General features: G+C 47.5%; 24 protein-coding genes. 5 read left to right on the top strand and 19 right to left on the bottom strand.

The genetic code is table 11. The annotated features are described in order from the left end of the window. Nucleotides 1-322: 322 nt before the first annotated feature. The 13 genes from MHI12_RS03580 to MHI12_RS03520 form a co-directional block, all read right to left on the bottom strand. Entirely contained in the window at nucleotides 323-1,531 is a 1,209-nt protein-coding gene (locus MHI12_RS03580) for a rhamnogalacturonan acetylesterase (protein ID WP_405172926.1), read from the bottom strand. 105 nt (nucleotides 1,532-1,636) lie between these two features. Then, the gene (locus MHI12_RS03575) at nucleotides 1,637-2,476 is read right to left on the bottom strand and encodes a carbohydrate ABC transporter permease (RefSeq protein ID WP_017690747.1); all 840 of its coding nucleotides are present in this window, start codon (nucleotides 2,474-2,476) and stop codon (nucleotides 1,637-1,639) included. A 2-nt stretch (nucleotides 2,477-2,478) separates the two neighbouring features. Beyond that, complete coding sequence (locus MHI12_RS03570; RefSeq protein WP_047841423.1) at nucleotides 2,479-3,381, bottom strand: carbohydrate ABC transporter permease; 903 nt, start codon at nucleotides 3,379-3,381, stop codon at nucleotides 2,479-2,481. Nucleotides 3,382-3,520: 139 nt separating this feature from the next. Next, entirely contained in the window at nucleotides 3,521-4,804 is a 1,284-nt protein-coding gene (locus MHI12_RS03565) for a sugar ABC transporter substrate-binding protein (RefSeq protein ID WP_341006049.1), read from the bottom strand. A gap of 220 nt (nucleotides 4,805-5,024) precedes the next feature. Beyond that, nucleotides 5,025-6,578 carry a response regulator gene (locus MHI12_RS03560; RefSeq protein WP_405171543.1) on the bottom strand — a complete coding sequence of 518 codons (1,554 nt, stop codon included), beginning with the start codon at nucleotides 6,576-6,578 and terminating at the stop codon, nucleotides 5,025-5,027. After that, nucleotides 6,553-8,340 (bottom strand): histidine kinase, encoded by a 1,788-nt coding sequence (locus tag MHI12_RS03555; RefSeq protein WP_405171542.1) that lies wholly within the window; start codon nucleotides 8,338-8,340, stop codon nucleotides 6,553-6,555. Before MHI12_RS03555 ends, MHI12_RS03560 begins: the two co-directional genes overlap by 26 nt. A gap of 250 nt (nucleotides 8,341-8,590) precedes the next feature. Further along, entirely contained in the window at nucleotides 8,591-9,913 is a 1,323-nt protein-coding gene (locus MHI12_RS03550; protein WP_405171541.1) for a stalk domain-containing protein, read from the bottom strand. A 201-nt stretch (nucleotides 9,914-10,114) separates the two neighbouring features. Then, nucleotides 10,115-10,405, bottom strand: a complete 291-nt coding sequence (locus MHI12_RS03545; protein ID WP_338590718.1) for a hypothetical protein — start codon at nucleotides 10,403-10,405, stop codon at nucleotides 10,115-10,117. Nucleotides 10,406-10,570: 165 nt separating this feature from the next. Next, nucleotides 10,571-11,434, bottom strand: a complete 864-nt coding sequence (locus MHI12_RS03540; protein ID WP_405171540.1) for an inositol monophosphatase family protein — start codon at nucleotides 11,432-11,434, stop codon at nucleotides 10,571-10,573. 107 nt (nucleotides 11,435-11,541) lie between these two features. Next, entirely contained in the window at nucleotides 11,542-12,543 is a 1,002-nt protein-coding gene (gene uvsE, locus MHI12_RS03535) for a UV DNA damage repair endonuclease UvsE (protein WP_074093415.1), read from the bottom strand. A 155-nt stretch (nucleotides 12,544-12,698) separates the two neighbouring features. Continuing rightward, entirely contained in the window at nucleotides 12,699-13,022 is a 324-nt protein-coding gene (locus MHI12_RS03530) for a hypothetical protein (protein WP_036614107.1), read from the bottom strand. A 30-nt stretch (nucleotides 13,023-13,052) separates the two neighbouring features. After that, complete coding sequence (locus MHI12_RS03525) at nucleotides 13,053-14,153, bottom strand: D-alanine--D-alanine ligase (RefSeq protein ID WP_036614110.1); 1,101 nt, start codon at nucleotides 14,151-14,153, stop codon at nucleotides 13,053-13,055. 137 nt (nucleotides 14,154-14,290) lie between these two features. Beyond that, entirely contained in the window at nucleotides 14,291-15,310 is a 1,020-nt protein-coding gene (locus MHI12_RS03520; RefSeq protein ID WP_405171539.1) for an amidase domain-containing protein, read from the bottom strand. Nucleotides 15,311-15,672: 362 nt separating this feature from the next. Here MHI12_RS03520 and acnA point away from each other — a divergent pair, with 362 nt between their 5' ends. Further along, nucleotides 15,673-18,387, top strand: a complete 2,715-nt coding sequence (acnA, locus tag MHI12_RS03515; protein WP_036614112.1) for an aconitate hydratase AcnA — start codon at nucleotides 15,673-15,675, stop codon at nucleotides 18,385-18,387. A gap of 479 nt (nucleotides 18,388-18,866) precedes the next feature. Here acnA and MHI12_RS03510 read toward each other — a convergent pair whose 3' ends face one another. The 6 genes from MHI12_RS03510 to MHI12_RS03485 form a co-directional block, all read right to left on the bottom strand. Beyond that, nucleotides 18,867-19,265, bottom strand: coding sequence for a hypothetical protein (locus MHI12_RS03510; protein WP_405171538.1), 399 nt, complete (start codon nucleotides 19,263-19,265; stop codon nucleotides 18,867-18,869). A gap of 213 nt (nucleotides 19,266-19,478) precedes the next feature. Then, a complete protein-coding gene (locus MHI12_RS03505; RefSeq protein ID WP_405171537.1) occupies nucleotides 19,479-19,688 on the bottom strand; it encodes a hypothetical protein in 210 nt (69 codons plus the stop codon). A 13-nt stretch (nucleotides 19,689-19,701) separates the two neighbouring features. Continuing rightward, nucleotides 19,702-20,262: a VanZ family protein gene (locus MHI12_RS03500; protein WP_405171536.1), complete on the bottom strand. Its 561-nt coding sequence runs from the start codon at nucleotides 20,260-20,262 to the stop codon at nucleotides 19,702-19,704. Between the two features lie 28 nt (nucleotides 20,263-20,290). Further along, entirely contained in the window at nucleotides 20,291-21,154 is an 864-nt protein-coding gene (locus MHI12_RS03495) for a D-alanyl-D-alanine carboxypeptidase family protein (RefSeq protein WP_405171535.1), read from the bottom strand. A 99-nt stretch (nucleotides 21,155-21,253) separates the two neighbouring features. Next, complete coding sequence (locus MHI12_RS03490) at nucleotides 21,254-22,342, bottom strand: HAMP domain-containing sensor histidine kinase (RefSeq protein ID WP_307540032.1); 1,089 nt, start codon at nucleotides 22,340-22,342, stop codon at nucleotides 21,254-21,256. Next, nucleotides 22,335-23,030, bottom strand: coding sequence for a response regulator transcription factor (locus MHI12_RS03485; protein ID WP_211085189.1), 696 nt, complete (start codon nucleotides 23,028-23,030; stop codon nucleotides 22,335-22,337). Before MHI12_RS03485 ends, MHI12_RS03490 begins: the two co-directional genes overlap by 8 nt. 84 nt (nucleotides 23,031-23,114) lie before the next feature. Here MHI12_RS03485 and MHI12_RS03480 point away from each other — a divergent pair, with 84 nt between their 5' ends. From MHI12_RS03480 to MHI12_RS03465, 4 genes are all read left to right on the top strand, one after another. Next, nucleotides 23,115-24,065: a helix-turn-helix transcriptional regulator gene (locus MHI12_RS03480; protein WP_405171534.1), complete on the top strand. Its 951-nt coding sequence runs from the start codon at nucleotides 23,115-23,117 to the stop codon at nucleotides 24,063-24,065. A 73-nt stretch (nucleotides 24,066-24,138) separates the two neighbouring features. Then, nucleotides 24,139-24,957 (top strand): zinc ribbon domain-containing protein, encoded by an 819-nt coding sequence (locus MHI12_RS03475; protein ID WP_405171533.1) that lies wholly within the window; start codon nucleotides 24,139-24,141, stop codon nucleotides 24,955-24,957. Nucleotides 24,958-25,422: 465 nt separating this feature from the next. Continuing rightward, the gene (locus MHI12_RS03470; RefSeq protein ID WP_017690769.1) at nucleotides 25,423-25,590 is read left to right on the top strand and encodes a hypothetical protein; all 168 of its coding nucleotides are present in this window, start codon (nucleotides 25,423-25,425) and stop codon (nucleotides 25,588-25,590) included. A gap of 182 nt (nucleotides 25,591-25,772) precedes the next feature. Further along, nucleotides 25,773-26,459, top strand: coding sequence for a hypothetical protein (locus tag MHI12_RS03465; RefSeq protein WP_405171532.1), 687 nt, complete (start codon nucleotides 25,773-25,775; stop codon nucleotides 26,457-26,459). Nucleotides 26,460-26,969: the final 510 nt, after the last annotated feature.

Raw genomic sequence — 26,969 nt, 5'->3', positions numbered from 1 at the left:
TCGCTGGGCGGCCGCTTTGGCGGGCGGATCGGGCCGTGGGCCGCTGTTGGCTCGGGATTTCTATTCAATTCCCCCTCAGCAGGGGAAATCCCGCTCCAAAGGCGGACGCTTCGCTCCCTCTACCCGATTCCGCCCTTCTTCGCTGCTACGCTCGCCTGTTTTTTTAAAGATTATTGCCTTCGCTCTTTCGCTGGGCAACTTTGCTGGCTCGTTACTTCGTTTAACTCGCTTCGCTTAAATACAGACGCACAGGACTTAAAATCCTGCGGGAACTTATCCCCTAGAACAATAGAATTAGATCCTCTACTGATACTGATACTGATTACCGCAGATACATCTGCAACGGTTGCAATTGCAACTCGCGGATGGCTTCTGCCACCTGCTGGGCAAGGCGGCGGGCACCGCGTTCCTGAAAATGCGTGTTATCCTCCACGCCTGAGGGGAAGTTCACATACTCGCCTGGCAGCACCCACATAAAGTCGTCCTTAGTGCCTTCAACGCCCGCCTGCTCGAACAGAAGACGGCTGCGCTCAGCCAGATCAATCAGCGGAACATCTTCCTCTTCGGCCAACTCACGCACTGCGATGATATAATCGCCGTGGGTATCGGTCAATGTGCCATCATCCGCAAAATAGCGACGATGCACCGGAGTGATGAGCACCGGACGAGCCTTGGCTTCGCATGCAGCGTCGATATACTTTTTCAAATATTCCTTATATGTTGTGAATGGGTCCGTACCACGTTCAGGGTCCGGCTTCTCATCGTTATGTCCAAATTGAATAAACAGAAAATCTTCGGGCTTGATTCGCTCCAGAATGGCGCTTAATCTGCCTTCATTAATAAAACTGCGGGAACTGCGGCCTGACTGGGCGTGATTATCTACTGCCACATCATGTTTGAACTGTGCTGGCAATAACTGGCCCCAGCCGCAATACGGATATCCACTTTCCGGCTGATCCGTTACGGTTGAATCCCCGGCAAGAAATACGGTCATGGTCTGATTCGCAAGAGTAATCTCCAAAGTATTAATTCTCGGTGCAGGACCGGAGAATGACAGACGAAGTCTGCCGCCGCTAACAACAACCGAGAATCTAACCTCTGCGTATTGTCCGGGAAGTGTGCGAATGGTTGGCAGTACAAGCCTGCCTTCACCAGCTTTCACGCGGGTCACTGTCTCAGCCAATTCATCCCCTGCAACAAGTAATACTTGGTAGGTTCCGTCGGGAACATCCACGATGAACGATGCTTTGAGCGGAATACAGAAGCCTGAACGCAATCGGGCAGACATGGTTGTCTGCCCCGAATTATTATGATGTTGTTTCGTGGGATCCGGCACATCGTCATCACGAATGCGTTGTTTCTCATACACCAGAGATCCTGCCTCGAATCCGTATCCTCCGCGTTCCTCATATGCGGTTGTTGCAGTTACTTTCAGATAATCCCCTGTCTCATCTACTCTTCCCAAGTCCGGTCCAAAGTTAAACTTCCAGCTGGTCACGGAAACTGCCTGGCCCTCTGCCGCTGCCTCCATGGCAACGGCCTGACTACCCTGAGCTTTATTCAAAAGCGATAACCTCCTTGGTTAACTTTCGTAAACGTTCATTCGGGCGAAGATACGAAGATACAGTAATCTGGCTTATCCTTTCAATCCGCTGGTGCTCATCCCTTGAACAATTTGTTTTTGGAAGATGAAGAACACAGCTACAACCGGAACCAGACTGACGATGGACATGGCGAACATTGCGCCCCAGTTGGAAGCAGATTCGCTATCGAGGAACATTTTCAGCGCCATCGACACGGTGTATTTATCAGGCGAGTTCAGGTACAATACCGGACCGAGCAGATCCTCCCATCTCCAGTAGAAGGAGAAGATGGCTGCAGTCGCCAGAGAAGACTTGATCAGCGGCATAATAATCTGGATATACAGTCTGAACTTATTACATCCATCGATGGTTGCAGCCTCATCCAGCTCCTTCGGAATCGTTCGAATGAACTGTACCATCAGGAAGATGAAGAATGGCATTCCGAAGAATGTAGGGACAACGATTGGCAAGATAGTGTTCAGCCAGCCGAGCTTCGTGAAAATGATGTACTGAGGAACCAATACCACGTCATGTGGCAGCATCAGTGTTAACATCATCAAGGAGAACCAGAACGTGCGTCCCTTGAAATTCAGTCTGGCAAAACCAAAAGCGATCAGCGATGATGATATTACGGCACCGATCGTGGAAATAACCACGATTACAAGTGAGTTGGTGATGTAATCCATAAACGGTCTTCCAGCTGTGCCTTTCCAGCCATCCACATAGTTGCTCCAGATCCACTCCGCAGGAAACAGGGTATCCGCTGTGACGAAAATCGTACGGCTTTCCTTGAATGAACTGAATAGCATCCATAGGACGGGATAGAGCATCAGGAGGGCAAGAGCTGCAACGAACAGGTGATAAATGGGCCATTTCACATTTCTCCAAACCATCGTTACTTCCCTCCTTCAGATTCGTAGAACACCCAGTACTTGGATGTCAGGAATACAGCTACCGTGAGTATACCGATCATGATGAGCATGATCCAGGCCATGGCCGAAGCATAACCCATGTTGTTAAACATAAATGCCTGACGGAACAGATACAGAGAGTACAACATCGTACCATCCATTGGACCGCCCTCTCCTTTGGAGATAATGTAGGCAGGTACAAACGTCATGAATGCTCCAATCGTCTGCATAATCATATTGAACAGGACGATTGGGCTAAGCAGTGGCAAGGTGATGCTGAAAAATTTCCGTATAGGATTCGCGCCATCCACACCTGCTGCCTCGTACATCTCAGTAGGGATATTTTTGAGACCAGCCAGGAAGATCAGCATGGACGAACCGAACTGCCACACAGACAGTGAGATAAGCATAACGAGGGACGCATTCGGGTCACCAAACCAGCTGATAGGCCCGATCCCAATTGCCGTTAGAGCACTGTTGATAACACCTTCATTACTGAAGAGGTTACGCCACATGATGGATACAGCCACGCTACCACCGATAATGGATGGCAGGTAATACAGCGTCCGGTACGTTCCAATCATACGAGAGCCAGTGTTTAGGACCATCGCTACGAAGAGGGCAAAGATCAACCTTAACGGTACCCCAATGAATACATACAGAAACGTCACTTTGACCGAGTTCCAATATTTCGGGTCATCAAAAAACATTTTGGTGTAGTTATCAAGCCCAATCCACCGCGGAGAAGTGAACAAGTTATAACTCGTGAACGACATATATAAGGACACAAACATGGGGATGAGTGTGAAGCCCAGGAATCCAATAATAAACGGGCTTATGAACGCATATCCAGTTAAGTTTCTACGTAACGACGAATACTGCCTCAATGGAACGAACCTCCTTCATGGATCAGCTTGCTCCCTCATCCTGGCTTCGGTCATCTGGACGGGGAAAGGCCCTCGCATTCGCGAGTAGCCCCATTCCCGACCATCCCTGAGGTGGGACGAGCAAGCCATCATTCAACTGTTATTTATTGTTCGCAAGTACAGATTCGGCGTTCTTGCGGAATGTTTCTGCTGCTTGTTCAGGTGTAATTTTGCCAAAGTTCAACTCTTCAACCACATCTGCCAGAGCAGAGATTACTTCAGGTGAACCAACCGGTGGCGGAGAACTCATTGGTGAAGCCTTAGGCTCCATGGCTGCTACGAATTCAAAGACCTGTTTTGTTGCGTCACTCAGTTCAGGTGCGATAGCTTCTTTGATTGCTCCTGAAATTGGCACACCGCGCTCACCTTTGATCAGTTTGTTGGCTTCCACGTCATTCACCCAGAAATCAATGAATTTAGCCGCTTCTTCCTTCACTTTGGAGTTGGACGTTACACCCCAATACATACTTGGTTGCATATATAGTCCTTTTTCCATATCCGGTCCTGGCATTGGAGCGATTTCGAGTGGACGGTTCGCTACCTGTTGCAAGGCTACGAACTGGTTGGACCATTGCCATACGCCGATTCCTTTTTCCTTCACGAGGTCTGATTCCTCAATAATGCCTTTGGTTTGGTTGGCTACATCCGGCGTAGGTGCTGCACCTTGCTCGATCATGCGGCGCATAAGTCCGAAGAACTCCACAAACAATTGGTCATCATCATAACCAAGGCCAGTTCCTTCTGCATTGTAAAGCGAATGTCCTTTGGTACGCAGGAAGTAATGGAAGAAGATATCAGGAGCTACCCCTCCATCCAAATACAGGCCTTTCTCTGCGGCTTGTTTACCCAGTGCTTCGTATGATTCCCATGTCATATTTTCAGGCATAGCTTCCGCTCCCGCTTTTTGAAGCAAAGCAGGGTCATATTGGAAGCCCAGAACGTTAACACCGGCAGGTACCCCATATTGTTTGCCGTTAATTACACCTGTGCTAATAACGTTCTCGGACACATCGTCCACTTTGATCTGATTGCCCAGATATGGAGCAAGATCCTCAAGCTGACCATTCTGTGCATATTGGCTGATGTAGGAAATATCCATCTGAACGATGTCAGGCAACTGATTTGCAGCTGCTTGTGGCGCGAGCTTTTTCCAGTAGTCATCAAATGAAGCATATTCCACGTCGATTTTGACATTCGGGTTTTTCGTTTTGTACAGGTCGATGACCTTCTGTGTATATTCATGCCTTGCATCCGAGCCCCACCAAGCGATCCGCAGGGTAACTGAGTCATCTCCAGATGCTCCTTCAGTTCCTCCACCTGAGCTACATGCCGCTGTAAACACGAGCAAAGCAGCCATCATCAGGAATATTGCCTTTTTCACCATGTCAATCTCCCCTTTTATGTTGATATGGTTGTGTGAACGAGTTATCCCTTCGTTACTGATAACGCTTTCACAAACTTGTTAATGTCATTTTCGCAAATGTACGACCAGAGTTGAATACACAAAACCGTCTTGTTGGTTCAAAAAACAGAGGAGGACAACAGCCTCCTCTCGGCGCTGTTCGTCCTCCCCAGACATGAATCACATGATTGGTAGTCCACTGTTATATGCCGATCCTACGGAATTCCGTAGGTGTCATACCGGTCCACTTTTTGAACACCTGACTGAAATATTGCGAATTCCCGCCGAATCCGAACAATTCAGCAAGCTCGAATACTTTCACATCCCCGCCTCTGCGAATATGGTCACATGCGCGTTCAATGCGCAGGCGATTCACGTAGTTGGAGAAATTCTCGCCTGTGACTTTTTTGAAAATCTTGCCCAGGTAATCCGGATTCATATACAACATCTGATGCGCGACCCCATTGAGAGAGAGATCCGCCTCTCCATAATGACGATCCACGATATCCATCATCTTCTCCACGGCAGAAGACTGACGACTGATATGGTTTTTGTAATAACCGGAAGTTAATCGGGCTGCACTGCTTGCAATAAAAGACTTCAAACCAGATAACGTATCGATATGCGGCAGTTCTGCCATACGCTGGGTGAATTCCGTTGCCTCCTCAGGTGGACAGACATGAACCATCGCCGAGTACAGCTGCACTACGTAAGAGCGAGTCACTTCAATTTCCAGTTGCTGACGCGATAATAGATCAAACAGACGATCCACCTCTACCGCTGTTTCCTCGGTATTACCTGATTTGATCAACTGACACAGTTGCTCCGCATCCTGTTCTACATGCACCCCGTCGCATTCTCCGGCCAGAACTAGATCATTCTTCGTGATCAGCTTGCCTTCACCGATAAAGAAGCGATGGTTCAGATACTGCAATGCCTCACGAAACAACCGCCGGGACTGAATCATTCGATCTGCTTCACTCAGCGCAGCGGTCACTTCCAATTTATATAGTCTGGTAAATGCAGTCCGAACCTCTTCAATACTTTCTTTCAGTCCGGCCGGGTCAACTGAATCCGCAAGCAGGATAAGGAGTTTGCCTTCAATGGTTGTGCTTAACAGGACATGTGGGAGCAGGTCACTGGCAATGTTTTTGATCGCAAATAAGTGACTGTAATCATGTTCATCCACAATTCGGAACAGCAGTAACCGAACCGCGTTCTGTTCAAGCTCCAGATCAAACAGCTCCTGATAATACTCCAGATCAACCGGCCCATAGGTGCGGTTGGTCATGAACTCCAGCAGAAATTGCTCCTTCACATGCGGAAGGACACGCTGCAATCGCTGTTTCATCTCACCGGCAACATGTTCCTTCACCTGAGCATCTTGATGTTCCTGCAACAGTTCAGTTAACGCATCATGGATCTGATTCTCGTTGCAGGGTTTGAGCAAATAATGCTTCACACCATATTGCATCGCTCTGCGAGCATATTCGAACTCCTTGTAGCCGGATAACATAATGAAACGTACTCCCGGGTATGCTTCGGATGCCTTCTCTATGAGACCGAGACCATCCAGACCTGGCATGGAAATATCCGTAATAATAATATCGGGTCTCGACTGCCCGATTTTGTCCAATGCTTCGATCCCGTTCCTCGCCGTACCCACTAATTCCGTACCTGCCGCGGCCCAATCGACCACTTGAGAAATCCCTTCCAGAATGACACGTTCATCATCTACGAGCATCACTTTGTACATCGTCATCGTCCTCTCTGATCCAAGGTATGCTGATCGATACTACAGTTCCTGATCCGGGCTTGCTGCTCATCACCATTCCACCTTCATCGCCGAAGGTCAGTCTGATTCGTTCCTGGATGTTAGATAACCCAATGCCCTGCCCTCTTGTCTGAATACGTCCTTCGTGTAATTGTTCCAGGAATTCCGGTGTCATCCCCGGACCGTCGTCCTCAACTTCAATAATCACCTTATCTCCATCTGCTCTCGCCCGAATACGGATCCGGCAAGGGTCAATGCTTGGTTCGAGTGCATAATGTATGGCGTTCTCTACCAGCGGTTGCAGTGTTAACTTGGGAATTCGTGCTGAACCCACCTCAGGCGCAATCTCCATATCAAAATCCAGTCTCTCTTCAAAACGCGTGCGCTGAATTGTAACGTAGCTGCGGACAATGTCCAGCTCTCTTTCCAGCGTGATCCACTTCTCCGTCATATTCACAGAGCTGCGCAGCAGGAATCCAAGCGCCTCAACCATTTCCGAGATCTGACGTTGTTTCTGTACTTTGGCCATCCAGTTAATGGATTCAAGCGTGTTGTATAGGAAATGAGGATTAATCTGTGCTTGAAGCGCTTTCAGCTCAGTCTCACGAATCACCAGTTGCTTCGCATAATTCTCATCAATTAATTCACGAATCCGCTGAAGCATCATCTTGAATGTGCGATGCAGCAGCCCAACCTCATTCTGTGGAGACATCGGAACGTTACCTAAGGCAGCCTCCTCCAGTTTATCCAGATCACCTTTTTCGATATTACGCATCTTTTTGATCAGCTGTGCAATCGGATGGGTAATACTGCGGGAGAACTTTGCTCCAATTATGAGTGCCGCCAGAAAAATCATGATAAAAATAACCGTGACCAACTGTTTAACAAACTGAATTTTTTTAAACATCTGGTCAAAAGGTGTGGTGTACAGGTACGTCCAGTCTGTGTAGGAAGAATTGGCACGGGCTACAAAGTGTCTCCCCTGCTCAAACATGGCAATTCCATAGGGTTGGGTACGCTTCAGTTCCGATTCAATCTCAGCTTCACTTACCGAAGATTCGGTTGGATAGATTACTTCTTTTCCATCCGAAATCAATAACTGTGAGTCCTCTGCGGGTTCCTGCATCTGATCCTGTACGATTCGGTCCAGACGCACTCGGATAATTAGAGTCCCGAGCTTATCCAGTGTAAATGCGCCCCCAGTAAAAGATTTCACCTGTCGTACAGATAAAAGCCTGGCTTGTTTATCCCCGCTTGTGTGCCAGACATTGGAGCCTGTATATTGATCCCCCAGCGATACCAATTCCCTTTGCTTCGACTCCGAAATCCCTTCCCGGTTCCCTGCAGCCATGACGTTATTATCATTATCGATAAATAGCATGGAATAGACGTATTTCTCAGAACCCGCATAAGCAACCAATCGGTTGGTAATTTTCTTGCGCAGACCATTTCTCTCATATCCCGTCTCGGCCTTTTCAAGTTGAAGCAAATATTGTTGAAGCGGCTCGTCTGACATCACCTTGAAGGAGAGATTGGAAACTTCACGTAGTTGATTCTCAATGCCTACTGAAGACATATTGAGGACCTGCGAGGATTTCTCATAGATCTGACGGTCATAGATACTGAACACATATCGGAGTACGGATGCATAAAACGTAAAGCTGATTAACATCAAGAGTCCGATGAGAAGAATCGTTTTGTGATGAATCGGCAGTGTTGTGAAAGCGTTCTTAATTTTGTTCATCCTAAGCGCTCCTTTGGCTTGCGAGGGGTGCCTGTCATGCTATAGGTTAGTGGTTTTATTGTAAGTTATTTTCATATTTACACATCCATTGGTCATCTGACAAGATATATTTATGCAACATTTTAGGTCATTAGAGAAGGTATACATCTGTGTCAGCAACTCAAAAAGAACACAAAACAGCCAGAATACCTTGAACAGATCAAGGTATTCTGGCTGTTGAATAACATCATGTTAAAGTATGAAATACAATTTACGGATTAACAAAAACAGTTTTCAGCTTCGCTACATATTGCACATCAAAGCCAAGACCTTCAGCCACCATGGCAAGGGGTACATATGTTTTGGATTCTTTGCCTACCTTATTCAGGAATGCAGGTGTATCCACAGTAACCGATGCTCCATTTACCTTCACAGCATTGGCACCAATCTTCACAGCAACTTTCCGGTCTCCATATGTAATGGTTGCGGTTGAAGTTTTGTTATCCCACACTGTAGTAGCACCGACCGCATTCACGATGTCTTGAATCGCCACAAAGTTTTTGCCGTTACGGATAATCGGTTTGTACGGTGTATTTAATGTTTTGCCACTCACAATAATGTTCATTGGTTCACCTGTGGCAGGTACAGTCAGCTTGGTGTAGTCGCCCCAGATTGTTTTGGCAAATACTTCGGCAATGGCCGCATATCCAAATTGGTTCGGGTGGAAATCACGATCTTTGATCATATGTGTCATCGTGCCTTCACCACCAACAAACTCCTTGGCCACGTGTGCGACTTTGACATCGGTACCCTGAGCAGTGAATTGTGCTGCAATGCCATCAATGGTCTGTGTGAAACCTTGGGATGCCTCCATCAGTTTGGCATAGAGTGCCTTGCCTGCTACTTCTGGCATCGGTTGATACTGGTCGGCGATGACAATTGTAGCTGTCGGATTAATTTCATGGATATCATTAATCGTTGCACTAACATTGGCTGTATATGTTGCGAGTAATTCTTTTACCTTCGCTTGCAGTTCCTGATCACTCAGTTTGTCTGCTGTACCGAGAAGCTCAGATACATCATTACCCCCAATGGTAATTGCAATCAGATTGGCCTGTGCTACACTCTCACGGATTGCAGCAGTATTGGCTCCGATCTGTCCCGCTCTTGGATCAGGAAGACTTGGTTGAATGGCTTCAGAAGTCAGCGTTTTACCATCCTTAATTGCAGTAGTGAAGTTTTTCAGGCCACTGGTTTTCAATCCGGCAATCCCGTAGTTGTCCACCTGTGTACGTCCATGCAGCAAACCCTGCTCCTGCAGACGTTCTACATAACCATAGGGCAATTCTTTTGTGTTGGGCTCATAACCTACCGTTATGGAATCTCCCAATGTCACGATGCGGAACTCCTTCGTTACGGCTACTGCATCTTTCTTCGCAGTCAGCGAAGTCTCGTTTGTACCCGCTGGCAATACACCGGTTTTGGTGTCAGCCGCGTGTGCAGGCAATGCAGATGATGTAAAGAGCAGCATTCCTGCCAACATGCTTACCGTTAAACCGGCAGCTGTATTTTCCCATATACGTTTACGCTTCATTCAGGTAACACTCCTTCTCGCGAATCTATAATTACACTAATATATAGTACATCGGTCATTCCAATGATATAAGTCGTGTTACTCTATTCTATCATTTCAAAGTAGGCGTTGTCCTCTCTACTGAGAGCACACATGAAATAACAGACTCCCTAAAGGGGAGCCTGTTATTGGTTAAGCTCAGCTATGACGTTCAGTGATTAGTTAAGATTGCGGCTTATTCGAGTCTTCAGCAATCGAATGACCTTTGTCGCTCTCCGGTTTGTTCCCGGTAGCTCGCTCCAGATACCGATCATAACGATCGTCCACTTCACGTGCCATCTTCCGGTACTTTAACGTTTCCTCGACAATTGGATCACGTTCTGTCTGGATTCGCACTTCATATTTGGGAGGAATCAGCTGGCGTTCACGCTGATCGGTGTCGCCGGACTCTTCCATGTCCCCTTCCGTCAGCATATCACTGAGCCGTCGTTCCAGTTCTTTGGATTCATCCATTGTTTTCGCTCCTTTAATTAAAGTCATACTTGCGTTAACCATACTATTGTACTTTCACTTCGTGTACAGAACCATCTTCCGATCGCTGTTATCCCCAGATTTCTTTGATTCCCTTTTCCAAGGGAGAAATCCGGTGATAAAGGCGAGCAGATGAGTTGAATAAACTCACTCCAGACCGGTTGCTTTCGCTTCCTTCAGCACATCCGTCAGTGCATCATGGATTTTGCCATTGCTGGCAACGACATGGTTTACAGACAGTTGGTAAGGCGTTCCGATGGTATCCGTCACCTTGCCGCCTGATTCTTCAACCAACAGCGCACCTGCGGCTATATCCCACGGTTTCAGGCCAACTTCGGTGTAGGCGCTGAGACGTCCTGCGGCAACATACGCCAGATGAAGGGCGGCAGATCCGCCTGCACGCAAGTTACGAACTTGCGGAGCAAGCGCCTGCACAGCGGCCATATTCAGTGGCAACGCAAAGGTTGTGTCTGCCGGGAATCCAACCGCAATCAGGCTCTGAGCCAGTTCCTGTTCACCAGATACAAGCATCCGGTTTCCGTGAACATATGCTCCTTTCCCTTTTTCCGCAACAAACATCTCATCACGGGAAGGGTCGTAGATCACGCCGACAATGACTTCACCATCGTGAGCCAATGCGATGGACACCGAATAAAACGGGAATCCGTGTACAAAGTTCGTCGTTCCATCCACAGGATCAACAATCCACAGGAACTCTTCTTCCTCAGCCTCTTTCAGTGCTTTTGCCGAAGCTTCCGGTCCCGGTTCTACGCCTTCTTCACCCAGAATGGCATGGTGGGGAAAATGCGTGAGAATCAGGCGGCGGATCATCTGCTCCGCTCCTTTATCCACTTCGGTCACCAGATCTTGGGGTGAATATTTGGTGCCAAGTTCAGCTACCGTCCCAAGACGGCTTTTGATCCATTCGCCAGCTTTGGAAGCTGCATTAATGGCAACGGCAGTATAGCTTTTGCTTGTCACGACATAAGGTGTCTTTTCCTTCTCATTCAAAGCGTTCACTCTACTTTCTATATCAATCTACGAAAAGTTGAAATACTTGTTAAAAGTATACGCCCCACAGGTCATAAAGTTTCTCGTTGCCCAGGCCCCTTTTGGCACTACGGATGAATGATGACGGTAGACTCGTCCACCCACTCCACACCCTCTTCGTGATAGAATGCCAGCTTCTGCATCAGTTGCACAAGAGCCTCATCCTTGCGTTTGGCCTCAATCATCACGTCAAGTCTTGGGGTGTCTGCTGCGATATGACGCAAGAAATCGAGCACAGGCTCTACCTCTACACCATCAGCATGACCTCGCAGATCCTTCTCGCTCTTCGGACTGGAGACATGGATTTTGGGTGGCAATGGCTGATCAGCCGGTGAATCTGCCTGGGCAAGCGGTGACTGCCAGGTCTTTAGAATATCAGGCCACAGATCCCATGCCTGTTCTCCTTCGTTGTTCACCCAATGGTGATGGATATCAAGTACCATGGGCAATCCCAAGCGCTGGCACACGGCAAGTGTCTCAGGCGCATTGAACGTTTTGTCATCATTTTCGAGTGTGAGCCGCTCCTGAATGTCCCGATCCAGCTTCAAAAAGTTTTCTTCAAAACGAAGCGCCGCCGAAGGCTTGTCCCCGTATGCACCACCAATATGTATATTGTTCTTGGCAGTGGCATTCAATCCCATGGCATCCAGCATCCGAACATGATGACGAAGGTCGCGAATCGAGTTGTGCAGAACTTGCTCGCGGGGGGTACTAAGTACGGTAAAATGATCCGGATGAAAGGACACACGCATATGATTTTCCTTCACAAAATCACCAATGGCCGCAAAGTCCTGCTTTAGCGCCGGGAACGGGTCCCAATCATTCAGGTCCTCGTGTGTTGCCAGTGGAATCAATTTGGAAGAGAAGCGATATACATGAATATGGCTACCCTTGTTGTGCCTGAGCAAACGTAATGTATTGTGCAGGTTCTCGGCTGCAATCCGTTCGAGCTTGCGGATCGCGGCTTCCCTGTCATCGATTTTGTTAAAACTCGACATGGTCATGGTCCGGGAAGGCGAGGCGTTCTCTATAAGCACGGACATTGCCACGTAACCAAAGCGTACGAGCATGAATCTCTTCCTCTCTATTAGGGCGGAGAACCCGCACGGCATATTCAGCCGTCAGGATGTACCGTCACTGTATATAACCAAGTTTTACCCTAAAAGAGTGACCATAATCGTATTCTGGCAAATCCGTCCTTCCGACCCGCACTTACAGTCAACAACTACTCCTGTGCTTGCTCCCCAAAGAACATCTCATCCGCAAGGGCAGTCTGGATGCGTGATTCTTCCTCAGTCAATTTGCGGATGAGTTGCATCTCCACCTCGGTTACCTCTTGCCCCTGGAAGTTGATCTCTGCAATGGAAACCACGATCTTGACGATGGCTACAGCCACGTTATCCGGTGTGTATGCAATCACTTTCTGGCCGGTAGGAAATACCCGGAAGCCCTGTTTGACCATTTTGCCGCGTCCGTATTCAAGAAGTTCGAACAGCTCCTGCTCATTCTTGAACTTGCATACGGAATTGAATTCAGTCTGAAATCCCATGCATATCCCTCCTGATCTTGTGGTCGCAGGCTACGCCTGTACGCCGTTCTCGTAATTCAGTGCCTGCTTGCGGTTGTAACGCTCCAGTGCCAGTTCAATCATGCGATCCAGCAGTTCGGCATACGATACACCTGTCTCACGCCAAAGAAGTGGATACATGCTGTATGGTGTGAAACCAGGCATGGTGTTGACTTCATTAATAAGCAAGGCGCCGTCATTTTTCCGAATGAAGAAGTCCGCACGTGAAATACCGTTACCTTCAATCGCACGGAACGCCTGCAAAGCTGCCTCGCGAATGCGATCTGCGGCCTCTGGGTCCAGTGGAGCTGGAATCAGCATCTGTGATTGACCATCAATATACTTGGCTGCATAGTCATAATACTCACCGGAGGATACGATCTCACCTGGAACGGAAGCCATGGGCTCGTCGTTGCCAAGGACGCTGACCTCAACTTCGCGGGCTTCAACGAACTCCTCAATGACAACCTTCGTATCATACCGAAGTGCAAACTCGACAGCTGTCTTCAGCTCATCGCGGTTACGTGCTTTGGAGATTCCCACGCTAGAGCCCAGATTCGCCGGTTTGATAAAACAAGGATACCCCAGCTGATCTTCGACCTGTACGATCATTTCGTGCTCTGTCTGCTTCCATTGTGTCGCGTTAAAATACGTAAAGGCACATTGGTCAATGCCAGCCTGTGCAAACAGCTTTTTCATGACCACTTTGTCCATGCCGCCAGCCGAAGCCAGTACACCTGCACCTACATATGGCATATCCGCCATCTCAAACATGCCCTGAATGGTGCCATCCTCTCCAAACGTACCATGCAGCAGAGGGAACATCACGTCCAGCGCTTCTGCTCCGCCATACAAACGGCCAAACAGGGCGTTCAGTGCATCCTGCGTTCCGCCTGCCGATTGCTCCAGCTTCAAGTCTTCAATCTGCGCGAACGGCGCATGCATGACAGGTCCTTTTTTCCACGTCCCCTGCTTGGAGATATAAAAAGGAACCAGTTCATACTTTTCATAATCAAATGCGTTTGTTACAGCAAACGCCGTTTGCAGCGACACCTCATGCTCGCCCGATTTTCCGCCGTACACGACGCCTACTTTTAATTTATCCATACTCATGTGTACCCTCCGATTATCTGTGCCTGATGCTGTCATGCTTGCATGCTCAGCACCCTTGTTATTCTGCTTGCATTATCTGGTCTTATTTTACACGGAACTGGATGTCTGCGTCACCGCATCCCGAAAATCTTTCGTCATCAAAACTCATCTGCAATATGAAAAAGCCGGTATACCGTCCGCTCCGTCCAAGCGTAAGAATCCCGGTAATCCCAAAAGCGGTGACGGCTGCTAACCGTATGTGCGTTAACAAGCGGCATACCGCCCGCATCAAACGCGGTCACAACGGTGCTGTGCTGAAATCGTCCATCTCCGTCCCAATCGTAGAGAATAACATCGCCGAGCATCAGCTGCTCAGGACGCTCCACTTCTGTCGCGGTCAGACCCCAGCTGCTGCCTGACAAATAACGCTCCAGACTGTTGGAAACTGCCCAACTGTAACTCCACATTTCGGAGCCGTTCACATACCCTTTATACCACCAGCCGGCTTCTCTTCTACCAGTATAGTGGATGGGTGCGCCCCCTGCAAAGAGACATTGGGACACGTAATTGGTGCAATCCACATCAAATTCCTCAAATGCCGGATTCCCCGCATTCCACCACCGATCTGCATAGGCGACCGCCAAATCTCTGCGATATGATTGTTGCCGTGAGCTTCTTCCTTGACCCAACACTTCCCGATTCAGAAGCGGCCGATTCATCGCCTGTACAAAATCAGCTTGTTGAAACGGACGTCCTTCCCCAGCAGGGCGACGCTCCGGCACTTCTCGCTCGACCCGTCCAATGACCCATCCACCACTCTGCCGCAGAAAGGTTAACCGCTCCCGCTCAATCCGGTCCTCCCGGTGGGTGATACCGCTCTTCTCGTAGAACAGTCTGCTGTACAATTGTACATCCACCACCGCTTCTTCCTGGCCATCCATAAGCGTGCGCACAAGCTTGGCGCTGGTCTCGCTGCGAAGAGGCACGGCGCGCCGCTTACGATACCATTCGTCCAGCCTTGCCATACGCTCTCCCCGTTCCACCACGAAGTCAGGATCGGTAACGATCCGTTCGCTGGTCTGTGGACGGTAGTCGATCTCACAGCGATTGTACTGGTTCACGTAAGTATATAAGGCACTCTTCCATTCCCGTTCCAAGCCTATGTCCCCCTTTGGCATGAGTTCTGTCCGGAATATTTCATTGCGTATATAAACTCCTACTATTCATATGAAAGGGTCTTCGGTTGTATGTACACGGCTCAGGAGGGAGATTCGAAATTCGGCAAATACAGGTACACAAGATATCTTGTTCCTGCTCGCTTCACGAAAACGCCTTCATCCGTTCAAAAGCTTGCTTGATCAGGCAAAAAGACCTTTACGTACGGAGGTGAAAACGGTATACTTAAAACTAAAGTTATGATTATGAAATTACGTTTCATCTGATGAAACTAACGAACAAGAACACGGAACGATGAAGGCCTGTTCTTCACCTAAATGAACGTTTTCTTCATCTCACCGACACATCCCAAGGAGGTACATGTATGTCAGCAAAGAATCATTTCTCCGCCGCTCGCAGTCTTGAGGTTGGAGGCAAGTCTTACCGCTACTACAGTCTCGATGCTCTTCAGGAAAACGGCCACGGCGATCTTTCCAGGCTTCCTTTCTCCATTAAAGTGTTGCTTGAAGCAGCAATTCGTCAATTCGACGGACGTGCTATCACCGAAGAACATGTAAAACAACTGACCGGCTGGGCAGATGGCCGTGACAATAACAAGGAAATTCCATTCATCCCTGCACGTATCGTTCTGCAGGATTTCACCGGTGTACCGGTTGTCGTTGACCTCGCTGCAATGCGTGATACTGTGAAAAAAGCAGGCGGCGATCCAAAACAGATCAACCCGCTCGTACCGGTCGATCTCGTTATCGACCACTCCGTTATGGTTGATGCTTTTGGTACCAACGATGCACTTGATTACAATATCAAAGTTGAGTTTGAGCGTAATGAAGAGCGTTACCGCTTCTTGCGTTGGGCGCAAACGGCATTCAACAACTTCCGTGCAGTTCCACCATCCACAGGGATCGTTCACCAGGTTAACCTGGAGTATCTGGCTTCCGTGGCAGCAACAAAAACCGTGGACGGCGAAACCGTTGTATTCCCGGATTCCCTCGTAGGTACAGACTCCCACACCACCATGATCAACGGACTTGGTGTTGTTGGGTGGGGTGTTGGTGGTATTGAGGCTGAAGCAGGTATGCTGGGCCAACCGCTTTATTTTGTAACACCGGACGTTATCGGTTTCAAACTGACAGGCAGCCTGAGCGAAGGCGCAACAGCAACGGATCTGGCACTGACCGTTACCCAATTGCTTCGTAAAAAAGGCGTTGTTGGTAAATTCGTAGAGTTCTACGGACCAGGTCTTGCCAACATCGGTCTGGCTGACCGCGCAACAGTAGCCAACATGGCACCAGAGTATGGCGCAACGATCGGTTTCTTCCCTGTTGATAGTGAAACATTGAACTATCTGCGCAACACTGGCCGTCCTGACGAGCAAGTAGAATTGGTTGAAGCTTATTACAAAGCTCAAGGCATGTTCCGTACTTCCAGCACCGTTGACCCTGAATTCACAGATGTGATTGAACTGGATCTCGGCTCTGTTGTACCAAGTCTTGCAGGACCAAAACGTCCACAAGATCGCATCGAGCTGACACAAATGAAAGAAAGCTTCAACAGCATCATTCGCACACCTGTAGATAAAGGCGGCTACGGTCTGAGCGATGAGAAAATCGAACAATCTGTACCTGTGAAGCATCCGGACGGTTCCAACAGTGAACTGAAAGCAGGCGCTGTTGTGATCGCGGCGATCACAAGTTGTACGAACACTTCGAATCCAAGTGTTATGGTTGGAGCGGGACTGCTGGCGAAAAAAGCAGTTGAACGCGGCCTGACCAAACCAGGATATGTGAAAAGCAGTCTGACACCAGGTTCCCTTGTGGTTACCGAGTACCTGGAAAAAGCAGGTCTGATCACGTATCTCGACAAACTCGGATTCAACGTTGCGGGCTACGGTTGTGCAACATGTATCGGTAACTCCGGTCCACTGCCGGACGAAGTGAGCGAAGCTATTGCTGAGAACGATATGACCGTAGCGGCTGTATTGTCCGGTAACCGTAACTTCGAAGGCCGTGTGCATGCACAGGTTAAAGCCAACTACCTGGCATCTCCACCACTCGTTGTGGCATATGCACTTGCGGGTACAGTGAATATTGACTTTGAAACCGATCCAATCGGTTATGATACGAACAATGAGCCTGTATTCCTGAAAGACCTCTGGCCTACCTCCGAGGAAATCAAGGATACCATCGCAAGTTCTCTGAACGCTCAGATGTTCCGCAACAAGTACGAGAACGTATTTACAGCCAATGAGCGTTGGAATTCAATTTCTGTACCGGAAGGTGAATTGTACGAGTGGGACCCGAACTCCACGTACATTCAGAACCCTCCGTTCTTCCAGGAGCTTGGCGACAAGTTGAACGATATCGCAGATATCCGTTCTGCACGTGTTATGGCATTGCTTGCGGATTCTGTAACAACGGATCACATCTCGCCAGCAGGTAATATTGCACCATCCAGCCCGGCTGGACTGTACCTAAAAGAGCATGGCGTAGAGCGCAAAGACTTCAACTCCTACGGTTCACGCCGTGGTAACCATGAAGTCATGATGCGTGGTACGTTCGCCAACATTCGTATTCGTAACCAGGTGGCTCCGGGCACCGAGGGTGGTATCACGAAGTACCTGCCAACGGACGAAGAAATGTCCATCTACGATGCTTCCATGAAGTATCAGGATGAAGGACAGAACCTGATCGTTATCGCAGGTAAAGAGTATGGTACAGGAAGCTCCCGTGACTGGGCGGCAAAAGGAACATTCCTGCTCGGCGTCAAAGCCGTTATCGCAGAAAGCTTCGAGCGTATTCACCGTAGTAACCTGGTCGGCATGGGCGTAATGCCATTGCAATTCCAGGAAGGTCACGGCTGGTCCAGCCTTGGTCTGAACGGACGTGAAACGTATGACATCACTGGCCTCAGCAATGATGTGAAGCCAGGACAAGAGTTGAAAGTTACCGTAACTCGTGAAGACGGTACACAGTTCGAATTCCCTGTCATCGCTCGTCTGGACAGCATGGTTGACGTGGATTACTACCATAACGGCGGTATCCTGCAAACTGTATTGCGTCAAATGATGAAAAAAGCTTAATTACATGAATCATTAATGTGATGAAGTTATACAAAGAAGCTCCCCATTACGTGCAATCAGCACGTGGTGGGGAGCTTTTTATTTAACTGTCGATATGCATCATCAATTTAATTATGAGTAGGTTCTTATCACTTAAAACTCAAAATTTAATCCAACTTCTGAATCATCAGGTGGTTCAGGAATACGATATACACCTCTGCAATTTAATTTCTCCACGTTGATCCAGTCCACAAAATCATCCGCCCCGTAACTACGAATAAAGTGAGCATATTCCGTATTTCCCTCATGATCAATAGACTCGATATACAGGGTGAATGGGTGCTTATACTCTAGGCTCTACAAAAAATCGATAAATTCTCCTCTCCACTCGCCAATTTTTCCTGCATATTGATTGGGAACGTAATAGTAGAACACATCAAAGTGATATACAACAATTTTCATTAACATTTACAAGCCTCCTAGAACTTACAGATCACAGTTTAGAGTTTTAAGATCTCCATACCTTCTCTCAGTTGTTCCGACACAGAGGTATAGTACTCAATGCTATCCGCAAGTTCGCGTTCAGTCTTATGTATAAGATAATAGGAATATTTCTGCATCAACTCATGCTCGTTTAACTCAACAGGGAGATAAATAATCTCAGCATCATTCGAATTGAAATAATGACGATATCCTCTCTCCGATTGTCCCACTTTCATGACTGTTTTTATCACCAGCAACTCATCACGTGTACAAGCTCTTATCAGATCAGTTCTTTTCTGTTCTAAATCACGCACTACTTCTTCATCGTAGTGATTATTCGTAGCTTCAGCAATTTCAGTTTCAAATTGCATCATGGCTCTCATGGTTCCTGCTAGTTCTTTAGCTAATGAATACAATGTATGTCCTCCTTTTTTATAAGGGATAGGTACTAACGCATCATCTCTACTCTACCTCATTTGCGATGTTACTCGCAAAGTTAACTGGTCCTATGCTAAATTCGATACCTTATGAAACACTAAAAAACTCCTCGTAAAGTGCACTCTGCACGTTACGGGGAGCTATGGTTTCAGTATGTGTGTATTCTCCGTTGCTTCAAGGTCAACTGCCTTTTAATGCCCAATGTGATGTGTGGCTTGATCTAACAGTTGAATCGTGCCCATGATCAGAAACAAACACGACAGAGCAATTAACGAGCCTCCAACCCATCTAGACATGATCACTCGCTCCGCAATCTGTTTTTCCGAAGCATCCGTTACCTTGTGTGGATACACGAGAAACATTAGCCCTGCGCTAATGAACAGTACAGCCATTATAATCAAGTTGTTCCCCTCCTTACACGTGACTTTCCTTAGAATTTAACTTTTTCGTCGTCACGCGGGATTCCCCTACCGACAACACCTTTTTCAGACCCATAGCCATGGTATAAATGATATATCCAATGAAGCCGCCAAGCGTATTGAGCATCAGATCATCCACATCGAATATCCCCATGCCCGTCAACAGCTGTGTCACTTCATAACCCAAACTGAGCAGCACAGACAGCAGTAGCACTTTTACTCCGGAGAATAACTTGTTACCCGTCAACACGGGAATGAAGATGCCCAGCGGGATAAAAGCCAGTATATTGCCTACCAGATGGATTGCTGTACCCGGACGATGTAACGATAGACTGTTCCAGTCTCGTGAGATTTCCTGAAATGGTGTCAGGTTGACGGTTCGGGTATGGACCAGATCCGGTTGTTGCAAGAACGCCATCAGTCGATCCTTCACGATGCCAAAATCGACCGGGCTTCCTTTGAACAGGATCAGCTTCGTCAGCAGATATAAATAGATAATGAACACGGCAGTCCAAAGGATGTAATGTTTGCTTTTCTTCTGGTTGTTGTTCTTCATGTTGTTTCGCCTCCCTGGTGTTGCCCTGTTATTTCTTTACGGTGACGATGACACCATCCATGTTATCACCCGATATTTCAGTTTGGCCGTGCTCAGGTATGTAAACGGTCGTATCTTGGGTGGCCTGGTAATAACGGATATGATACTCCTCACCCTCTACTTCAACAGTAATGTTCTCTTTTTCTTTTAACAAATCAAGATACTCTTCCAGCACCAAATTATTCTTATGCATGACAGCACTGTGCGGCAGCCCTACATATCGAAAGTGCCATGGTTCATACTGAATACCGGTGATGCGCACTTTATCCTTCGGGTAACGTAAAATAAATCCGTATTTCCATGCATTCTTCTCCAGCCAGGCACCCTCTGGTGCTTCATTCATGGCAGCCAAGCTTGAACCGACATCCAGGGATAATCCGAGATTATGCTCACTGTGACCCGCAGGAAGTGCATAGTCTGAACCCTTTTCCTGATATAGCTCGTCCTGCTTTTCAAAATCCCTGTACCCGCTGCTGACGAGAAAATATCTGACTCCCTCTTCACCTGCTGCTTCCACCATCCTCTGAAACTCCTGCGCCACCTGCCGGGATAACATGATTTTCCGATCCATGATTCCATATCCACGAAGCAGCTCATCCTCATCCGCTATATATACAATATCGGATTTAACTCCTTCCGCGCCAACGGGGTAATGCTTATTAACCAGTAACAAGTTCCCCTTATGTACCTGATCCTGAATATTTCCCGTGACGGATACCGTATAACCTGCGGGATTTTCACGCGTATTCTGGATCTCGATGGGCAATTCATCCTTCTGCTGAATCCATCCCGGTGATTGCGTAACGACATATCCGATCAAAACGATACATATTAAAAAGCCCCACTTTTTCATACTTGTTCCTCCTTTTACCTCATACATCAAGGATAGACAACACAAGTTAAAGAAAAAGCAGGGCAATTTTAAAGTTTTTCTTAAATTTGACGTTAGACCTCATTGAAATACGGGCAAACGAACTTCGAATTGCGTCCGTACCACATCACTCTGGGCCGAAATCGTCCCGTCATGCTGTTCCACTATATTGCGTGCAATAAAAAGGCCTAGGCCTGTCCCACCCTCCTGAGGGGTCCGGGCACGATCTCCGGTATAATACATATCGAAGATATGCGGCAATTCCTCCGGACGAATATGTCCACCATAGTTAATTACCTGAATGATGACCTGTTCTGCATCCCGATATCCGTTAATATCTACGTACATGCCATCCTTGCCATGCCGTGCAGCGTTAATTAGCAGATTCTCGAACACTCGAGCCAGCAGCTCGCCATCACCCGAGACCGTAAGGTCAGTGTCTATTTTTAGTCGGGCGACTAGTTGGTTCTTTTCAAATACAGGATAAAGTTCTTCGTTCATCTGCTTCAACAGTTCGCTAAGATCCAGCTGTGTCTTGTTTATAGGCAGCATGCCATAATTCATACGGGTAATTTCGAACAAATCATCAATCAGCTTCTCCAGACGCTGTGATTTGGTGAATGCAATCGATGTAAAGTGCCGCACCTGCTCCTCCGTTAACTGATCATCCTTCATGAGCAGATCCAAATATCCAAGCACAGACGTCAGCGGGGTTCGCAGGTCATGCGCCAGATTGACGACAAGCTGGTCCTTACTATTTTCAGCAAAATCCCCTCGTTCTACCGCTTCCCTTAACTTCTCACTTGCCAGGTTCACATCCTCCGCAATCGTACCTAACTCGTCCTTCGAGGAGATCTGCACACGATGCTGAAAGTCTCCATTGGCCAAATGCCTGATCCCTGTGGAAATGTCCTTGAAATACGTCGCGTAGGGCTTGGTAAACCAGAAGAAAAATAGAATGGCCAGTGGAATAAATAAAATCAGGAAGAAATAGATATCCCCGATACTTTTCATAAAATGACGATATTCAGCGAGCTGATCTTCTGCACGGACACCCGAATAATAAGCTTGTAAAAGCTTGTAAATCCCATAGGTAATTGCGCCAGAAGCAAGCATGCTCAACCCTAACAACATAATCATGGTTGTACGAAAACTTCTTCGTTTAGTCATTAAACGTGTACCCCACACCCCAGATCGTTTTGATAAACTTATTCTTGTTCACATCTTCTCCCAGCTTTTTACGCAGGGTCCGAATATGGACCATCACGGTATTCCCGCTCTCGTAATAGGCTTCTCCCCACACCTGTTCAAAAATGTTTTCTGCACTGAACACCTGCTTGGGGTGACTCGCGAGCAGATACAAGATGTCGAACTCCTTCGGTGTTAGTTCCACTGGTTTGCCGTAGAGTGTAACGCGATGTTGATCTGGCGTGATAATGAGCCCACCCTTCTCCAGAATGGACCTCTGAACAGGCACAGACTGGCTGAATTGCAGAGAACGACGCAACTGAGAGTTGACCCGGGCAACAAGTTCCATCGGATTAAACGGTTTGGTCATATAATCGTCCGCGCCCATCACAAGTCCCGTAATTTTGTCCATATCTGACGTTTTGGCACTCAGAAAAATGATCGGTAAATGATGCTGCTCCCGAATTTTACGGGTCACCTCATACCCATCCATGCCAGGCATCATGATGTCCAGAATCGCCAAATCTATCGCTTGGGTCTGAACAGCTTGAACCGCCGCCTTCCCGTCAAAGGCCTTGATGGTGTGATATCCTTCTTTTTGTAAATGTAAAGCAACCAGATCAGCGATCTCAACTTCATCGTCTGCGATCAGAATCGTAATTCGCTTCATTGCTTATTCCACTCCTATGTGTGATGCTCAACAATATAACATATTTGAATCCAACAGATAAACCAATGAGAGGAATCCATAGATATGAAACTGGAACGTTTGTTAGCCATTGTAGTGCTGCTGATCAATCGTGGACGAGTACAAGCCAAAGACTTGGCAGATACGTTTGAAGTATCCATTCGGACCATCTATCGGGACATCGACACATTGGGCCAAGCTGGCATTCCGGTGGTGACGTATCAGGGGGCAAGCGGCGGGATTGGTCTGGCAGAGGGCTACCGTCTGGATCGAAACGTATTAACAGACAAGGACCTCGCTTCAATCGTCACTGCACTGCGCAGTGTATCCACTTCCCATGCTAATGCGGCGCGTGAGCTTCTGGTCGAAAAACTCAGCAGTATCGTACCTGAATCCAAAAATGACGATTTTCAGGCCAATACCAATCGATTCATCGTTGATTATTCAACCTGGACACATCCCGAAGCGCTGAAAATCAAGCTTGAACTTATCGAACAGGGTATGGATCAATTACGCCCCGTAACCTTTACCTACTGCAGTGCGGAAGGTATCCATACTCACCGAACTGCTGACCCTCATACCATCGTACTCAAGAAGAATTCCTGGTATCTGTATGCTTTTTGTCACGAGCGGAATCAATTTCGCATGTTCAAGCTTGTGCGCATGCAAGATGTCACACTTGCTAATGAGCACTTCGAGCGTAAAGTCATCAACCCACAGGACAGACCCTGGCAACAGGAATGGAGCCGTCCGGACAATCAAGCTAGGTTAACCTTGAAATTCCATGCTCGCGTCCGTCATATTGCGGAAGAATGGTTTGGGATCGAGAACGTCATGCCTGATGGGACTGGGTATTACATCAGCCAGGTTGCTTTTCCCGAGGATGGCTGGTTATATGGATTCATTCTGGGCTTCGGCGCGGACGTTGAAGTATTGGAACCTCAGCATATTCGGGATGAAATATGCCGTATCGCGGAGCAAATTGTACAAAATTATATCTCCCCGACTCAAACCTGACAGACAGCTGTCCAGTTCCTCCTCGTATACTTCAGATATATTCAATCTCTACATATATGAGGAGGAACTAATTATGAACGTCACTGTATGTCAAAGCTGCGGTATGCCACTCACAACCCCTGCCCAATTCGGAACGGAAGCAGATGGAAGCACAACCCGTGAGTACTGTATCTATTGTTACAAAGAGGGCAAGTTTGAGCAGCCCGGTATGTCACTTGAAGGCATGACGGAGATGTGCACTGCCATTCTGAAGGACGAAGGCATGGATGAGGAATCCGCTCGTTCGATGCTGCGCAACCAGCTTCCTTTTTTGAAGCGTTGGCGCACAAATACAACAGATCAACATGCAGAATCTCTCGCTGAAAACCCTACTTTTTCCGCTAATCCTGGTCAGGTAACAACAGAGCATTCGTTCTCTGCCCAGCCCGTTCGTTATGTCACGCTCCCTGGCAAACGTCTTGCCGGCGTATCCGCCCGCACAACCAACGCCATTGAGATCAGTGGCAAAGGTTGTATTCAGGGACTCTGGAACAATTATTTTGCCTCAGAGCACCTCCCTGCACCTGAAGTTGTTCGTTATGGTTGTTACACGGATTACACCGATGGGATAACCGGAGAATACACCATACTGGTAGGGCATGAGGTCAGTCCGAACGAATCATTGCCTGAAGGATTGGATGACATTCTACTCCCTCCTGCAACTTACGCCGTATTCACTTCCAGAAAAGGACCGATGGCAGAGGTTGTTGGCGAAGCCTGGGGAGCCGTGTGGGCATGGGATAAACAAAGCGATCGTACGTTCACCGGGGATTTTGAATTATATGATGAACGCAGCCTAAATCCCGAGAGTGTACAAGTGGATATATACATCGCTGTTCGCCAAAGTAGATAAAACCAACACGATACCACCTCAGACAGAATCCAAGTTTCATCGCATCCATCTTCATATCAAGCAAGCTGCCGAGTACACTCGGCAGTTTTTTGTTATATCCGGAACTACATTACCCCCTAAACAACCCGACCATGGTACCAAGTTAGTTAGCATGCTTTGCATCATTTAACCAGACAATATGCCTCATATGCGGGTACCATTGACTTCCTTAAAATTAGGACTATTCACATAACAACCGATTCGATCCTCCCATATCAAACCATTCATATCAGGTCCTTTACTCCTGAATTTCCCTAAAACCGTTTACATCTCCTTAAAACCGGGTAAAATCACTACAATCCAATTGGAATTACGCTTTAAACTCTTCTATTTCGTCTAACAAGTCACATGTACCTATATGCGCACCTGGCATGGTAACCAGTCGAAATACATAATTCAAAAAAACGCATCAAAGGAGGAACCAAGATGATCCGCATGCCTATTCAGCAAATGATCCCGTACCATCACCAATATCCGCGCAACACGGCGACCACTGCTCCTAAAAAGGAGAATGAGAACACTCAAGGTCTATCCTTTCATGAAATTTTACAGCAAAAAATGGCGAAGAAAAACGCTTCTCCTTCCCTTAGATAAAAATGGACACCGGACCGACCCTAGTCGAGTCAGGTTATCAACCGTCTTTCCGCAGCTTGGCGGAAGGGCGGTTATTGGCGTTGGACAATAAACGACTGTACAGTTCTCAGTCATGTTTCTATAATGGTTTAAATATCTAAGAGATCCATGACATATACGAACTGTAAAAGGGGACTTAGCACATGATCACCATTGGTTGTTTTCACGCTCATTATTCCAACATCGCCTTAATTGAAGAGACGCTTGCTCCTTATGAAGTTGAATTGGTCCATTACGTCGATCCAGGTCTGGACCGTCTTAAACATGACTCTGACTTTTCCGAGGTCGTTATTCACGAGAAGGTAGCCCAGACGCTCCAATGGATCGCTGAGTGTCATGCCGATGCCATTCTGGTTACGTGTACCCTGTTTGCAACAGTATTGGAGCAGGAAGCCATACAGGTCCCTGTGCCTGTGATCGGCATAGATGATCCGTTATTGCAGGAGATGCGGCGAGTACCAGGAGATTACATAATAGCATTCACCAACCCGGCAACTATTGAAGGAACGATGGCACGGGTGAATCAGGCATTACAGCAAGAGGATGAGAATGGGCAACTACACGTTGCCAAGACATCTCAGACGGATGCGGTGTGCATCCCTGGGACATTTGAGTTGATTATGCGTGGAGATCAGCAAGGGTATCTCGAAGCGGTACGAGAAGGCTTACAGCAGATTGCTGAGCAGTATCCGGGTAAAACGGTAGTGGCAGCCCAACTGTCTATGGCTCCCGCAGCTGCACAGGTTACAATAGATCGCGGTATTCCAATCCATAGCCCGCTGGCATTGCTTGCGGCGTATTTGGAGAAGAATTTGGGCCTGGCTCGATAGTAGTGGCTGATTTGGAGTGAAACATTACAATCACTAAAAACATGTGAAAACTACTATATTGACTCCTTTTGCAAAATAAAAATGCTCTCGAACAAGAGCATTTCAAATGGTATAATCACTTTGTACAGCCAATTTGTGGTGGGAAATAGGCTTGCCTCCAGTGGGAGGTGATCCTATGAACTTCTCTTTTAACGACGTAATCGTGTTCGCGATGTTAATTATTGCGCTCCTGACATACATCGATCGTAAAAAGAAGTGACCCGCCACAGGTTGACGGCCTGACGGGTCACTTCATCTGAACTTGCTGCACTCGGAGGAATACCCACCGCAAATGCTGTGCAGGAGTAGCCATTGGCCTGGCTACTCTTATTGGTGTTTACTTACATTCATTTTATTAAACATCTGCTAGACAATCAACCATAATGCTGATAAAAAGTATCAGGAAGCTGATCAATATGATGATGATGAAGACATGATAGCAGTATTCTCACCTTCAAACGATGTCAGACT

Origin of the sequence: Paenibacillus sp. FSL H8-0280, assembly GCF_045040665.1 — a bacterium.
Classification (GTDB): domain Bacteria; phylum Bacillota; class Bacilli; order Paenibacillales; family Paenibacillaceae; genus Paenibacillus; species Paenibacillus xylanexedens_A.
This window is presented reverse-complemented; position numbering and strand designations above follow the sequence as displayed.

Bases quoted from the DNA above. Each gene is read 5' to 3' on its own strand.
- MHI12_RS03580 (WP_405172926.1), bottom strand. From the start codon at position 1,531: ATGGAGGCAGCGGCAGAGGGCCAGGCAGTTTCCGTGACCAGCTGGAAG.
- MHI12_RS03575 (WP_017690747.1), bottom strand. From the start codon at position 2,476: ATGGTTTGGAGAAATGTGAAATGGCCCATTTATCACCTGTTCGTTGCA.
- MHI12_RS03565 (WP_341006049.1), bottom strand. From the start codon at position 4,804: ATGGTGAAAAAGGCAATATTCCTGATGATGGCTGCTTTGCTCGTGTTT.
- MHI12_RS03560 (WP_405171543.1), bottom strand. From the start codon at position 6,578: ATGTACAAAGTGATGCTCGTAGATGATGAACGTGTCATTCTGGAAGGG.
- MHI12_RS03555 (WP_405171542.1), bottom strand. From the start codon at position 8,340: ATGAACAAAATTAAGAACGCTTTCACAACACTGCCGATTCATCACAAA.
- MHI12_RS03550 (WP_405171541.1), bottom strand. From the start codon at position 9,913: ATGAAGCGTAAACGTATATGGGAAAATACAGCTGCCGGTTTAACGGTA.
- MHI12_RS03545 (WP_338590718.1), bottom strand. From the start codon at position 10,405: ATGGATGAATCCAAAGAACTGGAACGACGGCTCAGTGATATGCTGACG.
- uvsE (WP_074093415.1), bottom strand. From the start codon at position 12,543: ATGCTCGTACGCTTTGGTTACGTGGCAATGTCCGTGCTTATAGAGAAC.
- MHI12_RS03530 (WP_036614107.1), bottom strand. From the start codon at position 13,022: ATGGGATTTCAGACTGAATTCAATTCCGTATGCAAGTTCAAGAATGAG.
- MHI12_RS03525 (WP_036614110.1), bottom strand. From the start codon at position 14,153: ATGAGTATGGATAAATTAAAAGTAGGCGTCGTGTACGGCGGAAAATCG.
- MHI12_RS03520 (WP_405171539.1), bottom strand. From the start codon at position 15,310: ATGCCAAAGGGGGACATAGGCTTGGAACGGGAATGGAAGAGTGCCTTA.
- acnA (WP_036614112.1), top strand. From the start codon at position 15,673: ATGTCAGCAAAGAATCATTTCTCCGCCGCTCGCAGTCTTGAGGTTGGA.
- MHI12_RS03500 (WP_405171536.1), bottom strand. From the start codon at position 20,262: ATGAAGAACAACAACCAGAAGAAAAGCAAACATTACATCCTTTGGACT.
- MHI12_RS03495 (WP_405171535.1), bottom strand. From the start codon at position 21,154: ATGAAAAAGTGGGGCTTTTTAATATGTATCGTTTTGATCGGATATGTC.
- MHI12_RS03490 (WP_307540032.1), bottom strand. From the start codon at position 22,342: ATGACTAAACGAAGAAGTTTTCGTACAACCATGATTATGTTGTTAGGG.
- MHI12_RS03485 (WP_211085189.1), bottom strand. From the start codon at position 23,030: ATGAAGCGAATTACGATTCTGATCGCAGACGATGAAGTTGAGATCGCT.
- MHI12_RS03480 (WP_405171534.1), top strand. From the start codon at position 23,115: ATGAAACTGGAACGTTTGTTAGCCATTGTAGTGCTGCTGATCAATCGT.
- MHI12_RS03475 (WP_405171533.1), top strand. From the start codon at position 24,139: ATGAACGTCACTGTATGTCAAAGCTGCGGTATGCCACTCACAACCCCT.
- MHI12_RS03470 (WP_017690769.1), top strand. From the start codon at position 25,423: ATGATCCGCATGCCTATTCAGCAAATGATCCCGTACCATCACCAATAT.
- MHI12_RS03465 (WP_405171532.1), top strand. From the start codon at position 25,773: ATGATCACCATTGGTTGTTTTCACGCTCATTATTCCAACATCGCCTTA.